Raw genomic sequence first — 15,057 nt, 5'->3', positions numbered from 1 at the left:
TGTTACCGGCTGTTGGGTTACTCGCGCGTAGAACTCATCAGTAACGCATTTGGCGCGAAAAGGACCCCGTGCCCTTATGAGACTCTTATTGCAGTCGGTGTCGCGCCGACCCCGTCCCCGGACCGGGTCGCAGGCGGCGCCGTTACCGCGTTTCAACGGAGAACCGCCAAGCCGAGTGACCTCCGCGGAGTAGCGCAGGTCCGACGAAGCGAATTTTAGAACGCATTAGGGAGTACGTACGGTGACGATCTTCGAGCACGACAGGGTTACCAACCACGATGGCAGCGCTGCCGGGCCCGGACAGACCACCCCGTCCCACGCCCTCGTCGACCGGCTGACCGCCGGTGAGCCCTACGCCGTTGCCTTCGGCGGGCAGGGCAGCGCCTGGCTGGAGACGCTGGAAGAACTGGTTTCCTCGGCCGGCATCGAAGCGGACCTGGCCACCCTGGCCGGTGAGGCCGATCTGCTGCTCGAGCCGGTCGCGGCCGAGCTGCTGGTGGTCCGTCCGATCGGTTTCGAGCCGCTGCGCTGGGTGCGCGCGCTGGCCGCTGAGGAGCCGGTGCCCACCGACAAGCAGCTGACCTCGGCTGCGGTGTCGGTGCCCGGTGTGCTGCTGACCCAGATCGCCGCGGTGCGTGCGCTGTCCCGCCAGGGCCTGGACCTGTCCCAGAACCCGCCGGTCGCGGTGGCCGGCCACTCCCAGGGCGTGCTGGCCGTCGAGGCGCTCAAAGCCGCCGGTACCCGCGACGTCGAGTTGCTCGCGCTGGCGCAGCTGATCGGCGCGGCCGGCACCCTGGTGGCCCGCCGCCGCGGGATCTCGGTGCTCGGTGACCGCCCGCCGATGGTCTCGGTGACCAACGCCGACCCGGAACGCATCTACGAGCTGCTCGAGGAATTCAGCCAGGACGTCCGCACCGTGCTGCCGCCGGTGCTCTCGATCCGCAACGGCCGTCGCTCGGTGGTCATCACCGGCACGCCCGAGCAGCTGTCCCGTTTCGAGCTGTACTGCCAGCAGATCTCGGAGAAGGAAGAAGCCGAGCGCAAGAACAAGCTGCGCGGCGGTGCGGTGTTCGCCCCGGTCTTCGACCCCGTTCAGGTCGAGGTCGGCTTCCACACCCCGCGGCTGTCCGACGGCGTGGAGATCGTCGGCGCCTGGGCCGAGACCGTCGGCATCGACGTCGAGCTGGCCAAGGCGATGACCAAGGCCATCCTGATCGACCAGGTGGACTGGGTCGACGAGATCACCGCGCTGCACGACGCCGGTGCCCGCTGGATCCTGGACCTGGGCCCCGGTGACATCCTGACCCGGCTCACCGCACCGGTGATCCGCGGTCTGGGGATCGGCATCGTGCCGGCCGCCACCCGCGGCGGACAGCGCAACCTGTTCACCATCGGCGCGGTTCCCGAGGTGGCCAAGCCGTGGTCGAGCTACGCCCCGCAGGTGGTCACGCTGCCCGACGGCAGCACCAAGCTGTCCACCAAGTTCACCCAACTGACCGGACGCTCACCGATCCTGCTGGCCGGTATGACCCCGACCACCGTGGACGCCAAGATCGTCGCGGCCGCGGCCAACGCCGGGCACTGGGCCGAACTGGCCGGTGGCGGTCAGGTCACCGAGGAGATCTTCGCCGCACGGATCGAGGAGCTCACCGAGCTGCTCGAGCCGGGCCGGTCGATCCAGTTCAACTCGCTGTTCCTGGACCCGTACCTGTGGAAGCTGCAGGTGGGTGGCAAACGGCTGGTGCAGAAGGCGCGCCAGTCCGGCGCCCCGATCGACGGCCTGGTGGTCACCGCCGGCATCCCCGACCTCGAGGAGGCCGTCGAGCTGATCGACGAGCTCGCCGAGGTGGGCATCGCCCATGTGGTGTTCAAGCCCGGCACCGTCGAGCAGATCCGCTCGGTCATCCGGATCGCCGCCGAGGTTCCGACCAAGCCGATCATCGCCCACATCGAGGGCGGCCGCGCCGGCGGTCACCACTCCTGGGAGGACCTCGACGATCTGCTGCTGGCCACCTACTCGGAGCTGCGCGGCCGGTCCAACATCACCATCTGCGTCGGCGGTGGCATCGGCACGCCCGAGCGGGCCGCCGAGTACCTGACCGGCCGGTGGGCCGAAGCCTACGGTTTCCCGCTGATGCCGGTGGACGGCATCCTGGTCGGCACCGCCGCGATGGCCACGCTGGAGGCCACCACCTCACCGGCGGTCAAGCAGATGCTGGTCGACACCAAGGGCACCGACTCCTGGGTGGGGGCCGGAAAGGCCCAGGGCGGCATGGCGTCTGGCCGCAGCCAGCTCGGTGCCGACATCCACGAGATCGACAACACCGCGTCCCGCTGCGGCCGGCTGCTCGACGAGGTCGCCGGTGACGCCGACGCGGTCGCCGAGCGGCGCGACGAGATCATCGCCGCGATGGCCAACACCGCCAAGCCGTACTTCGGCGACGTCGGCGAGATGACCTACGAGCAGTGGCTGCGCCGCTATGTCGAATTGGCGATCGGCGACGGTGATTCGACCGCCGACACCCGCCGCGCCGACTCACCGTGGCTGGACATCACCTGGCGCGACCGGTTCGCCGAGATGTTGCAGCGCGCCGAGGCGCGACTGTCGGCGGTCGACAGTGGCCGGATCGAAACCCTTTACGGCGCATCCGAATCCGGTGAGGCGCTGCTGGAGGACCCGGATCGGGCGATCGCGACGCTGCTGGCCACCTACCCGGATGCGGCCACCGTGGTGCTGCACCCGGCCGACGTGCCGTTCTTCGTGCAGCTGTGCAAGACGCTGGGCAAGCCGGTCAACTTCGTGCCGGTGATCGACAAGGACGTCCGGCGCTGGTGGCGCAGCGACTCGCTGTGGCAGGCCCACGACGCGCGCTACTCGGCCGATCAGGTGTGCATCATCCCGGGCACCCAGGCGGTTGCCGGCATCACCCGGGTCGACGAACCGGTCGGTGAACTGCTGGACCGCTTCGAGCAGGTGGCCATCGAGGGTGTGCTGGCCACCGGTGCGCAACCGGCCCCGGTGGTGTCGCGGCTGCAGAACGTCACCGGTCCGCTGGCGCTGGTGCTGGCCGCCCCCGACGTGCTGTGGGCCGGCCGGCTCGCCACCAACCCGGTGCACCGGATCGCCGCCCCGGCGGACTGGCAGCTGCTGGAGAACGGCAGTGCCACCCACCATGCCACCGGTGCCCGGCTCGAGGTGGTCGGCGAGCAGGTCGTGCTGAGCCTGCCGCTCTCGGGCACCTGGATCGAAATCAAACTGAGCCTGCCTGCGGTCACGGTCGACGGCGGTGCACCCGTCGTGACCACCGAAGACGCTTCTGCGGCAATGCGTTCCGTGCTGGCGATCGCCGCCGGCGTGGACGGCCCGGACGCGCTGCCGCCGGTGATCAACGGCAACACCACCGCGACGGTGGAGTGGGACCCGGAGCGGGTCGCCGACCACACCGGTGTCACCGCGACGTTCGGCGCTCCGCTGGCGCCGACCCTGACCGTGGTGCCCGACGCGCTGGTGGGCCGCTGCTGGCCCGCGGTGTTCGCCGCGATCGGCTCGGCCGTCACCGCTGACGGATTCCCGGTGGTCGAGGGTCTGCTCAGTCTGGTGCACCTCGATCACGCCGCACAGTTGTTGCGCCCGTTGCCCACCGAGCGCACCCAGCTGGTGGTCTCGGCCACCGCCGCGCCGGCCTACGACACCGAGGTGGGCCGCGTCGTTCCGGTGACGGTCAACGTGTCCAACAGCTCCGGTGCGGTGCTGGCGGTGCTCGAGGAGCGGTTCGCGATCCGCGGCCGCACCGGTGCTGCCGAACTGTCCGATCCGGTGCGCGCCGGGGGAGCGGTGTCGGACAACGCCACCGACACCCCGCGCCGTCGTCGCCGCGACATCACCGTCACCGCGCCGGTCGACATGCGGCCGTTCGCGGTGGTCTCCGGGGACCACAACCCGATTCACACCGACCGCTCGGCCGCGCTGCTGGCCGGGCTGGAAACGCCGATCGTGCACGGCATGTGGCTGTCGGCGGCCGCCCAGCACGTGGTCACCGCGACCGACGGTTCGCCGGTGCCGCCGGCCAAGCTGCTCGGCTGGACTGCGCGCTTCCTGGGCATGGTGCTGCCCGGCGACGAGGTGGACTTCCGCGTCGACCGGGTCGGTGTCGACCTGGGCGCCGAGGTGCTCGAGATCTCGGCACGGGTCGGCTCGGATCTGAAGATGTCGGCGACCGCGCGACTGGCCGCCCCCAAGACCGTCTACGCGTTCCCCGGCCAGGGCATCCAGTCCAAGGGCATGGGCATGGAGGTCCGGGCCCGGTCCAAGGCCGCCCGCAAGGTGTGGGACAACGCCGACAAGTTCACCCGCGAAACCCTCGGTTTCTCGGTGCTGCATGTGGTTCGGGACAACCCGACCTCACTGATCGCCGCCGGCGTGCACTACGAGCACCCGGAAGGTGTGCTGTATCTGACCCAGTTCACCCAGGTGGCGATGGCCACCGTGGCCGCCGCGCAGGTCGCCGAGATGCGCGAGCAGGGTGCGTTCGTCGAGGGTGCGATCGCCTGCGGTCACTCCGTGGGCGAGTACACCGCGCTGGCCTGCGTGTCCGGGGTGTACGAGCTCGAGGCGCTGCTCGAGGTGGTGTTCCACCGCGGCTCCAAGATGCACGACATCGTCCCGCGTGACGAGCGCGGCCGGTCCAACTACCGGCTGGCCGCCATCCGGCCGTCCCAGATCGATCTGGACGACGCCGACGTCAAGGACTTCGTCGCCGAGATCTCCGAGCGCACAGGTGAATTCCTGCAGATCGTGAACTTCAACCTGCGCGGCGCGCAGTACGCGATCGCCGGTACGGTGCGCGGTTTGGAAGCCCTCGAGGAAGAGGTCGAGCGGCGCCGCGAGATCAGCGGCGGCAAGCGCTCGTTCATCCTGGTGCCCGGCATCGACGTGCCGTTCCACTCCAGCGTGCTGCGGGTCGGCGTCGACGACTTCCGGCGCAGCCTGGAACGGGTGATGCCGCGCGACGCGGACCCGGCGCTGCTGGTCGGCAAGTACATCCCGAACCTGGTGCCGCGGCCGTTCACCCTGGACCGCGACTTCGTCCAGGAGATCCGGGATCTGGTGCCGGCCGAGCCGCTCGACGAGATCCTCGCCGACTACGACACCTGGCGTAACGAGCGTCCGACCGAGCTGTGCCGCAAGATCGTCATCGAGTTGCTGGCCTGGCAGTTCGCCAGTCCGGTGCGTTGGATCGAGACCCAGGACCTGCTCTTCATCGAAGAGGCTGCCGGTGGTCTGGGCGTGGAGCGGTTCGTAGAGATCGGCGTGAAGAACGCGCCGACGGTGGCCGGTCTGGCGACCAACACGCTCAAGCTGCCCGAGTACGCGCACAGCACCGTCGAGGTGCTCAACGCCGAGCGCGACGCTGCGGTGCTGTTCGCCAACGACACCGATCCCGAGCCCGAGCCCGAGCTTGACGAGGCGCCCGCGGCCGAAGCACCCGCCGAGACTGCGGCTGCCCCGGCCGAAGCCGCACCGGCCCCGGCCGCCCCGGCGGCGCCGTCGGGTGGGCCGCGCCCGGATGACCTGGTGTTCGACGCCGCCGATGCGACCGTCGCGCTGATCGCGCTGAGCGCCAAGATGCGGATCGACCAGATCGAGGGGCTGGATTCGATCGAGACCATCACCGACGGTGCGTCCTCGCGGCGCAACCAGTTGCTGGTGGACCTGGGTTCGGAGCTGAACCTGGGCGCCATCGACGGCGCCGCCGAAGCCGACCTGGGTGCACTCAAGGGCCAGGTCACCAAGCTGGCCCGCACCTACAAGCCGTTCGGCCCGGTGCTCTCCGATGCCATCAACGACCAGTTGCGCACGGTGCTCGGGCCGTCCGGCAAGCGGCCGGGCTACATCGCCGAGCGGGTCTCCAAGGTGTGGGAGCTGGGTCCGGGTTGGGCCAAGCACGCCACCGTCGAGTTGGCGCTGGGCACCCGCGACGGGTCCAGCGTGCGCGGCGGTGACCTCGGTGGTCTGCACGACGGTGCGCTGTCCAGCGCGGCCGAGGTGGACAAGGCCATCGACGCGGCCATCGCGGCGATCGGCGCCCGCCAGGGCATCGCGGTGTCGCTGCCCTCGGCCGGCGGTGCCGCTGGCGGTGTGGTGGACTCCGCAGCGCTCGGCGAGTTCGCCGAGAAGGTCACCGGTCCGGATGGCGTGCTGGCCACGGCCGCGCGCCAGGTGCTCAGCCAGCTGGGGCTGGACAGCCCGGTGACTGCACCCGAGGCGGTCACCGACGCCGAGCTGGTCGACCTGGTCAGCGCCGAACTCGGTTCGGATTGGCCACGTTTGGTCGCGCCCGCGTTCGACGGCCGCAAGGCCGTGGTGCTCGACGACCGCTGGGCCAGCGCCCGTGAGGACCTGGCCAAGCTGTGGCTCACCGAGGACGACGAGATCGACGCCGACTGGTTGCGACTGTCCGAGCGCTTCGAAGGCACCGGACATGTGGTTGCCATGCAAGCCAATTGGTGGCAGGGCAAGGCGTTGGCGGCCGGCCGCAACATCCACGCCTCGCTGTTCGGTCGGATCGCGGCCGGCGCCGAGAACCCGGGCAAGGGTCGTTATGCCGACGAGGTCGCGGTGGTCACCGGTGCCTCGAAGGGGTCGATCGCCTCCGCGGTGGTGGCGCAGTTGCTCGACGGTGGTGCCACCGTCATCGCCACCACGTCGCGGTTGGACGATGACCGGTTGGGCTTCTACAAGAAGCTGTACCGCGAGAACGCCCGCTTCGGTGCCACCCTGTGGGTGGTCCCGGCCAACATGGCGTCCTACTCCGACATCGACAAGCTGGTCGAGTGGGTCGGCACCGAGCAGTCCGAAAACCTTGGGCCGCAATCGATCCACGTCAAGGATGCGCAGACTCCGACGCTGTTGTTCCCGTTCGCCGCACCGCGGGTGGCCGGGGACCTGTCCGAGGTCGGGGCGCGCGCCGAGATGGAGATGAAGGTGCTGCTGTGGGCCGTCGAGCGGCTCATCGCCGGGCTTTCGTCCATCGGCGCCGAGCGCGACATCGCCTCCCGGCTGCACGTGGTGCTGCCCGGCTCGCCCAACCGCGGCACCTTCGGCGGTGACGGCGCCTACGGCGAGGCCAAGGCCGCACTCGATGCGTTGGTCAACCGGTGGAACGCCGAATCCAGCTGGGCCGAGCGGGTCAGCTTGGCGCACGCGCTGATCGGCTGGACCAAGGGCACCGGGCTGATGGGCCACAACGACGCCATCGTCGACGCGGTCGAGGAGGCCGGCGTCACCACCTACACCACCGAGCAGATGGCGGCCATGCTGCTGGATCTGTGCACGGTGGACGCCAAGGTGGCGGCCGCGGCCAAGCCGATCAAGGCCGACCTGACCGGCGGTCTCGGCGAGATCGACTTGGACATGGCCGAATTGGCCGCCAAGGCGCGCGAGGAGATGGAAGCCAAGGGGCGCGAGGAGGCTGCCGAGGACGACCTGGACGGCACCATCGCCGCGCTGCCGTCGCCGCCGCGCGGCTACACCCCGGCGCCGCCGCCGGCCTGGGACGACCTCGACGTCGACCCGGCCGACCTGGTGGTGATCGTCGGCGGTGCCGAACTCGGGCCGTACGGGTCGTCGCGCACCCGCTTCGAGATGGAGGTCGACGACGAGCTGTCGGCGGCCGGTGTGCTCGAATTGGCTTGGACCACAGGCATGGTCAAGTGGGAAGACGATCCGCAGCCGGGCTGGTACGACGCCGAGACCGGCGAGTTGGTGCCCGAGGCCGAACTGGTCGAGCGCTACCACGACGCCGTGGTGGAGCGGTGCGGCATCCGTGAGTTCGTCGACGACGGTGCGATCGACCCCGATCACGCCTCGCCGCTGTTGGTCAGTGTGTTCCTGGACAAGGACTTCAGCTTCGTGGTGTCCAGCGAGGCCGACGCGCGGGCCTTCGTGCAGTTCGATCCCGAGCACACGGTGGCCCGGCCGATCCCGGATTCCAGCGACTGGCAGGTGACCCGCAAGGCCGGCACCGAGATTCGGGTGCCGCGCAAGACCAAGCTGTCGCGCACGGTGGGTGCTCAGATCCCGACCGGTTTCGATCCGACGGTCTGGGGGATCAGCGCCGACATGGCCAACTCGATCGACCGGGTGGCGCTGTGGAACATCGTGGCGACCGTGGATGCGTTCCTGTCGTCCGGGTTCACCCCGACCGAGCTGATGCGTTGGGTGCACCCGAGCCTGGTGGCCTCCACGCAGGGCACCGGTATGGGCGGCATGACCTCGATGCAGACCATGTACCACGGCAACCTGCTGGGTCGGGCCAAGCCGAACGACATCCTGCAGGAAGTGCTGCCGAATGTCGTTGCCGCACACGTGATGCAGAGCTACGTGGGTGGCTACGGCGCGATGATCCACCCGGTCGGCGCGTGCGCCACCGCCGCGGTCTCGGTCGAGGAGGGTGTGGACAAGATCCGGCTCGGCAAGGCCGATCTGGTGGTCGCCGGCGGCTTCGACGACCTGACCCTGGAAGCCATCATCGGCTTCGGTGACATGGCGGCCACCGCCGACACCGAGATGATGCGGGCCAAGGGCATCAGCGACTCGAAGTTCTCCAGGGCCAACGACCGTCGTCGGCTGGGCTTCCTGGAAGCCCAGGGTGGCGGCACGATCCTGCTGGCCCGCGGTGACCTGGCCGCCAAGATGGGGCTGCCGGTGCTGGCCGTGGTCGGTTATGCGCAGAGCTTCGCCGACGGTGTGCACACCTCGATCCCGGCTCCGGGCTTGGGTGCCCTGGGCGCGGGTCGCGGCGGCAAGGACTCGCAGTTGGCGCGTTCGCTGCGCCAGCTGGGCGTGGGTCCCGACGACATCGCGGTGATCTCCAAGCACGACACCTCGACGCTGGCCAACGATCCCAACGAGACCGAGCTGCACGAGCGGCTGGCCGACTCGATGGGCCGGTCCGACGGTGCACCGTTGTTCATCGTCAGCCAGAAGACGCTGACCGGGCACGCCAAGGGTGGCGCCGCGGTGTTCCAGATCATGGGCCTGACCCAGATCCTGCGCGACGGTGTCATCCCGCCGAACCGCAGCCTGGACTGTGTCGACGACGAGTTGGCCGGTGCCGAGCACTTCGTCTGGGTTCGTGAAACCCTGCGGATGGGCGAGAAGTACCCGCTCAAGGCCGGTTTGGTGACCAGCCTGGGCTTCGGGCACGTGTCGGGTCTGGTGGCGCTGGTGCATCCGCAGGCGTTCCTGGCCGCGCTCGACCCGGCCGACCGCGAGGATTACCTGGTGCGCTCACAGCAGCGGGTGCTGGCCGGTCAGCGCCGGCTGGCGTCGGCGATTGCCGGTGGCACGCCGATGTTCGAGCGTCCGGATGGTCGTCGCTTCGATCACGATTCGTCGGAGAAGAAGCAGGAAGCGGCCATGCTGCTGAACGCGGCTGCCCGACTCGGTGACGGCGACGTCTATCTCCGGTGACCCGGAGGTTAGGGTTGCAGCCGTGGCGATAGTCGGAATCGGGATCGACGTGGTGTCCATCCCGGATTTCGCCGAGCAGGTCGACCAGCCCGGAACGGTGTTCGCCGAGACGTTCACCCCGGGGGAGCGCCGCGACGCCGCCGACAAGAGTTCGGTGGCGGCGCGGCACCTGGCGGCCCGCTGGGCGGCGAAGGAAGCGGTCATCAAGGCGTGGTCGGGCTCGAGGTTCGCGCAGCGGCCCGTGCTGCCCGAAGGTATCCACCGCGACATCGAGGTGGTCACCGACATGTGGGGCCGACCCAAGGTTCGGCTCACCGGCGACATCGCCAAGCATTTGGCCGAGGTCAACATCCACGTGTCGCTGACCCACGAGGGCGACACCGCGGCCGCGGTCGCGATCCTGGAGACCTGAGCCGGCTCGACACCGATCCCGGTGCGTGACGACTAATCTCGTCGCCATGACAGATCAGCTCGTCCAGCGGGTCCGGGAGATCCTGCCGTCGGTGCGCCAGGATCTCGAGGAGCTGGTGCGCATTCAATCGGTGTGGGCCGATCCGGAACGCCGCGGCGAGGTGCACCGCAGCGCGCAGGCGGTGGCCGACCTGTTCACCGGCGTGGGTTTCGACGATGTCCGGATCGTCGCCGAGGCCGGCGCGCCGGCGGTGATCGCGCGTCACCCCGCCCCGCCCGGTGCGCCCACCGTGCTGCTCTATGCGCACCACGATGTTCAACCCGAAGGTGATGTGACGCAGTGGAATTCGCCGCCGTTCGAGCCGACGGAACGTGACGGCCGGCTCTACGGTCGGGGCACCGCCGACGACAAGGCGGGGATTGCCTGCCACCTGGCTGCCATGCGCGCTTTCGACGGCAAGCCGCCGGTCGGAGTCACGGTTTTCGTCGAGGGTGAAGAGGAGTCCGGCTCACCGTCGTTGAGTCAGTTGTTGGCCGCGCATCGTGACCTGTTGCGCGCCGACGTCATCGTGATCGCCGATTCGGACAACTGGAGCACCGAGATCCCGGCGCTGACCGTCTCCTTGCGCGGGCTGGCTGATTGCGTGGTGGAGGTCGCGACCCTGGATCACGGCTTGCATTCCGGTTTGTGGGGCGGGGTGGTGCCGGACGCGCTGACCGTGTTGGTGCGGCTGCTGGCCAGCCTGCACGACGACGACGGCAACGTGGCGGTGGCCGGTCTGTACGAAGCGGTGGCCGCCGATGTCGAATATCCGCCCGATCGGGTGCGCGCGGAGTCCGGACTGCTTGACGGTGTGGCCGAGATCGGCACGGGATCGGTGGTGCAGCGGATGTGGGCCAAACCTGCGATCACCGTGATCGGGATCGACACGACGCCGATCAACAAGGCGTCCAACACCTTGATCCCGCGAGCGCGCGCAAAGGTCAGCCTGCGGGTGGCCCCCGGTGGTGATGCAGCCGCTCACCTCGAGGCGTTGCGCGCCCATCTCGAGGCGAACACCCCGTGGGGTGCGCAGGTCACCGTGACCCCGGGCGATGTCGGGCAGCCCTACGCGATCGACGCCACCGGTCCGGTGTACGACGCCGCCCGCGTTGCCTTCCGAACCGCGTGGGGCACCGACGTCATCGACATGGGCATGGGTGGGTCCATCCCGTTCATCGCCGAGTTCGCTGCCGCTTTCCCGGACGCCACCATCCTGGTGACCGGCGTCGAGGACCCGGGTACCCAGGCGCACAGCATCAACGAGAGTCTGCATTTGGGCGTGCTGCAGAAGGCAGCGACCGCCGAGACGCTGCTGCTGGCCGCTCTGGGGTGAGCGGTCGGCGCGCGGCGCGGGGCGTCCCGCAGGACGGAACCTCGCACACTTCCCGCCGGGCGGGACCGGCGCCTCGCCCGGGCGTCCCCGCACGTCCGGCCGAAGAGGGGCCGCCGTCGAAAACTCCCTGAGTGCGACGCTCTAGTCACACCAGCACCACCTGTATCCGCGCGGACTCACACCCCCTCTTGTCTCAGCTCTGAGCGACTTTTGAGCGACTTTTCACCCTGAGCGACACTGGTGCGGCGCGAGCGGGCCGCCCAGGTGCTCGACCGGTTCTCCCACCCCGGGGCGCGGCGCCGGTCGATTGACGTCGGGGTAGCGCAGTACGCCGTGGTCGGCGTCCACGCCGAAGTGCGGGCGTCCGCGCCGAAGTGCCGGCGCTCGCGCCGAAGTGCGGGCGTCCGCGCCGAAGTGCCGGCGCTCGCGCCGAAGTGCGGGCGTCCGCGCCGAAGTGCCGGCGCTCGCGCTGGGTCGACGCAGGCCGGACACCAGTGGCGCAGCACCGCCAAAGTCGCTGTAGCTGAGACTGTCGCTGAAAAGTCGCTCAGAGCTGAGACAGGTGGGTATGTGCTCCGCCGCGGTGGCCACTGTTACGAATGTGGTGCCCGTGCACCGAGTGGCACCAGGCCTTGCGTGGCGCCCGAGCGGGCACCACCCGGCCTTGCGGCGCCCGCGGTCAGACGCTCAGATCGCGGCGCAGTTTCGCGACGTGGCCAGTCGCCTTCACGTTGTACTGGGCGACTTCGATCTTGCCCTTCTCGTCGACCAGAAAGGTCGAGCGGATGACGCCCTGGACCACCTTGCCGTACATCTTCTTCTCGCCGAACGCGCCCCACGCGGTGAGCACATCCTTGTCCGGATCGGACAGCAGCGGAAAGTTCAGTCCCTGGTTGTCACGGAACTTCGCCAGCTTTTCCGGCTTGTCCGGCGAGATGCCGATCACGTCCAGGCCGGATTCATTCAGCTCGGCCAGATTGTCGCGGAAGTCGCAGGCCTGCTTGGTGCAGCCGGGGGTCGAGGCAGCCGGGTAGAAGTACACGATTACCTTGCGGCCCTTGTAATCCGACAGCTTCACCGGCTTGCCATCGGCGTCGGGCAGCGTGAAGGCCGGGGCCTTGTCGCCAGGTTCCAGTCGTGCGGTCTCGCTCAACTTCGTTCCTTCCTGTCCCACCGGTGCGTCGTTCTCGGTGACTGCTGATCTAGGGTAGTGCCGCAGAGCACATCAGAGTCTTCACGGCCGGACATGGAGGATGAGCGTGGCGGAGCGGGATCCCGAGGAGATCAAGAAGGAGATCGACCAGGCCCGCGTGCAACTCGCGGCCACGGTGGATTCGCTGACCGAGCGCGCGAACCCGCAGCGGATCGCCGACGACGCCAAGGCGCACGCGATCGCCTTCGTGAAGAAGCCACCCGTGATGATCACCTTGGGTGGAGTAGCCGTCCTGACGATCGCGCTGGTGATCCGGAAGATTCGGAACGGCTAGCGGCGCAGCAGTCCCACGAACGGCAGACGGGCACGGGGCGGATTCGCCTGCATGCCGAGGCGCCGGCAAGTCAGTACGCCGACCGGGCTGGCGGGGGACACTGCGAGTTCGCGAACGTCGCTGCCATCAACCTGGTGGATTTCACTGATCCCCGACACGGGCAACCTCGTCTCTGTCCGGAACGGTCGGCGTGTGTCGGCCGTCAGCAAATAGAACTCTAGCAGCACGAACGCCCATTTGCCCAGTAAGACGCGATAGAAGCCACGCCATAACTCCACTTCTGGTTACGGATGAGTTAACTTCAGCGGGGCGCCGCCGGCAATCGTTGGGGTATCGGCGCAGGCCGGTTCCGCAGCATCAGGGCTACTTCGAGCGATGTTGCCCGACAAGTGCCCGCGCTCCGGGGCTGGCAGGCGTTGTTCGCGCCCGCGCGAGTCGAACGTGGGGTTTCGTGCACGACCCGGCCTGCGGCACTGCGGTTTCATCCGCGACGCGCCGGTGCGGGCGTATCAAGATGCAGGATCGCGGCCAATAGCGAGCTGGAGTACTCCCGCCCAGCGGCGGTGGAAACACGAAAGCCCTGCCGAAGCAGGGCTTTCGTAGCGGTGTGCGCCGTCAGGGTTTCGAACCCCGGACCCGCTGATTAAGAGTCAGCTGCTCTACCAACTGAGCTAACGGCGCGTTTTGGTGCGTGAGAGACGATAACAAACGCTGGCCAGGTTGGCGAAATCGCGCTGCTCAGCCGCGCAGGGTGGGCCGGGGCGGGCCGGCCTGCGCTCGTCCGGCTGCCCGGTCGTTCATCCACCCACCGCCGGTCGGTGTGCCCGGAAATGCGTGCGTCGGCGGGTATCCCGGCCCACCCGGCCACATGTGCGCCAACCTGCATGATTCGCCGGAACGCCGAGGCTCCCTTAGACTCTTGCCAAGAAATGCTCGAATGACGATCAGGTATGCGAGGTGGCACCAATCATGTGGCAGGTCCGCTCGGCGACCCGTCCGCACGGTTCTCGAACCTGGTTGACGGTCTTCGTAATGGGATTCGTAATGGCCTTGGCGGCAGCTCTGGCGGGCTGCGGCGCCGGCGGCCAACAAGGCCCGCAAATCATCACCGACAAGGGCACGCCCTACGGCGACCTGCTGGTGCCCACCCTCAAAGCCAGCGTCACCAACGGCGGCGTCGGCGTCGCCGTCGACAAGCCGGTCACCGTGACCGTTGAGTCCGGGGTGCTGCAGTCGGTCACCATGACCAACCCCAATGGCGAAGAGGTCGAGGGCGAACTGAGCGCCGACGGCGTGAGTTGGTCTACCAGCGAACCGCTCGGCTTCAACAAGCGCTACGTCCTGAACGCGCGCGCGCTCGGCCTCGGGGGCGAGGCCAACAAGACCTTGGCGTTCCAGACCCACTCGCCGGCCAACCAGACCATGCCCTACGTAATGCCCAACGACGGCAGCACGGTCGGCGTCGGGCAGCCGGTGGCAATCCGGTTCGACGAGAACATCCCGAGCCGGGCCGCGGCCGAACGCGCCATCAAGATCACCACCGACCCGCCGGTGGCCGGCGCGTTCTACTGGCTGAACAACCGTGAAGTCCGTTGGCGGCCACAGCATTACTGGAAGCCCGGCACCACCGTCGAGGTCGAGGTTAATACCTACGGCGTCGACCTGGGTGATGGCATGTTCGGTCAGGGCAACGCCAAGACTCGATTCACCATCGGTGACGAGGTGATCGCCACGGCCGACGACAACACCAAGACCCTGACCGTTCGGGTCAACGGCAAGGTCGTCAAGAACATCCCGATCTCGATGGGCAAGGACAGCACGCCCACCGACAACGGCACCTACATCATCGGCGACCGGCTCGACCACATGATCATGGATTCGTCGACCTACGGCGTTCCGACCAACTCGCCCAACGGTTATCGCACCGAAGTCGACTGGGCCACCCAGATGTCCTACAGCGGCATCTACGTGCACGGCGCACCGTGGTCGGTGGGCAGCCAGGGTTACGCCAACGTCAGTCACGGCTGTCTGAACGCCAGCACTGCCGACGCGAAATGGTTCTACGAGAACACCAAGCGCGGCGACATCGTCGAGGTGCGCAACACCGTCGGCGGGACGCTGTCCGGCACGGACGGCTTGGGCGACTGGAACATTCCCTGGGACCGCTGGGAAGCCGGCAACGCCAACGCCTGACCACCCCGGTCGGCCGTTGGAGGCAATTCGGTCACAACGCTGACAGCGACCGCTCCGAGCAATACCGTGCCGTACGGTATGGAGCGGATTTCGGTGCGGTGCACGCTGGGCGGAC

At 68.6% G+C, this 15,057-nt stretch carries 6 protein-coding genes and 1 tRNA gene; 5 read left to right on the top strand and 2 right to left on the bottom strand.

Features of this window, described 5'->3' with window-relative positions; genetic code table 11:
• The first annotated feature begins 241 nt into the window (after window positions 1–241).
• Genes AC5Y3P_RS19060 through AC5Y3P_RS19050 form a run of 3 tightly spaced genes read left to right on the top strand, consistent with a single transcriptional unit; the run spans window position 242 to window position 11,262 of the window.
• On the top strand, window positions 242–9,475 hold the full coding sequence (locus AC5Y3P_RS19060) for a fatty acid synthase subunit beta domain-containing protein (RefSeq protein ID WP_500047495.1): 9,234 nt from the start codon (window positions 242–244) through the stop codon (window positions 9,473–9,475).
• A gap of 22 nt (window positions 9,476–9,497) precedes the next feature.
• Complete coding sequence (acpS, locus tag AC5Y3P_RS19055; protein ID WP_500047494.1) at window positions 9,498–9,887, top strand: holo-ACP synthase AcpS; 390 nt, start codon at window positions 9,498–9,500, stop codon at window positions 9,885–9,887.
• A gap of 46 nt (window positions 9,888–9,933) precedes the next feature.
• The gene (locus tag AC5Y3P_RS19050; RefSeq protein WP_500047493.1) at window positions 9,934–11,262 is read left to right on the top strand and encodes a dipeptidase; all 1,329 of its coding nucleotides are present in this window, start codon (window positions 9,934–9,936) and stop codon (window positions 11,260–11,262) included.
• A gap of 679 nt (window positions 11,263–11,941) precedes the next feature.
• On the opposite strand, the gene bcp is transcribed toward AC5Y3P_RS19050, so the two are convergent.
• Window positions 11,942–12,415, bottom strand: coding sequence for a thioredoxin-dependent thiol peroxidase (gene bcp / locus AC5Y3P_RS19045; RefSeq protein ID WP_500047492.1), 474 nt, complete (start codon window positions 12,413–12,415; stop codon window positions 11,942–11,944).
• Between the two features lie 106 nt (window positions 12,416–12,521).
• Here bcp and AC5Y3P_RS19040 point away from each other — a divergent pair, with 106 nt between their 5' ends.
• Window positions 12,522–12,749 carry a DUF3618 domain-containing protein gene (locus AC5Y3P_RS19040; protein WP_500047550.1) on the top strand — a complete coding sequence of 76 codons (228 nt, stop codon included), beginning with the start codon at window positions 12,522–12,524 and terminating at the stop codon, window positions 12,747–12,749.
• Between the two features lie 608 nt (window positions 12,750–13,357).
• On the opposite strand, the gene AC5Y3P_RS19035 is transcribed toward AC5Y3P_RS19040, so the two are convergent.
• Window positions 13,358–13,430: transfer RNA gene (locus AC5Y3P_RS19035), tRNA-Lys, on the bottom strand.
• Window positions 13,431–13,718: 288 nt separating this feature from the next.
• Between AC5Y3P_RS19035 and AC5Y3P_RS19030 the strand changes: the two genes are divergently transcribed.
• Window positions 13,719–14,942: a L,D-transpeptidase gene (locus AC5Y3P_RS19030; RefSeq protein WP_500047549.1), complete on the top strand. Its 1,224-nt coding sequence runs from the start codon at window positions 13,719–13,721 to the stop codon at window positions 14,940–14,942.
• The last annotated feature ends 115 nt before the right edge of the window (window positions 14,943–15,057 follow it).

It is taken from the genome of Mycobacterium sp. NGS45, from assembly GCF_059812645.1.
Note: the sequence above shows the minus strand (reverse complement) of the source record. Positions and strands in the feature narration are given on the sequence as shown.

What these genes read in the sequence shown, in the direction of transcription:
- AC5Y3P_RS19050 (WP_500047493.1), top strand. Translation starts at nt 9,934, where the DNA reads ATGACAGATCAGCTCGTCCAGCGGGTCCGGGAGATCCTGCCGTCGGTG.
- AC5Y3P_RS19030 (WP_500047549.1), top strand. Translation starts at nt 13,719, where the DNA reads ATGTGGCAGGTCCGCTCGGCGACCCGTCCGCACGGTTCTCGAACCTGG.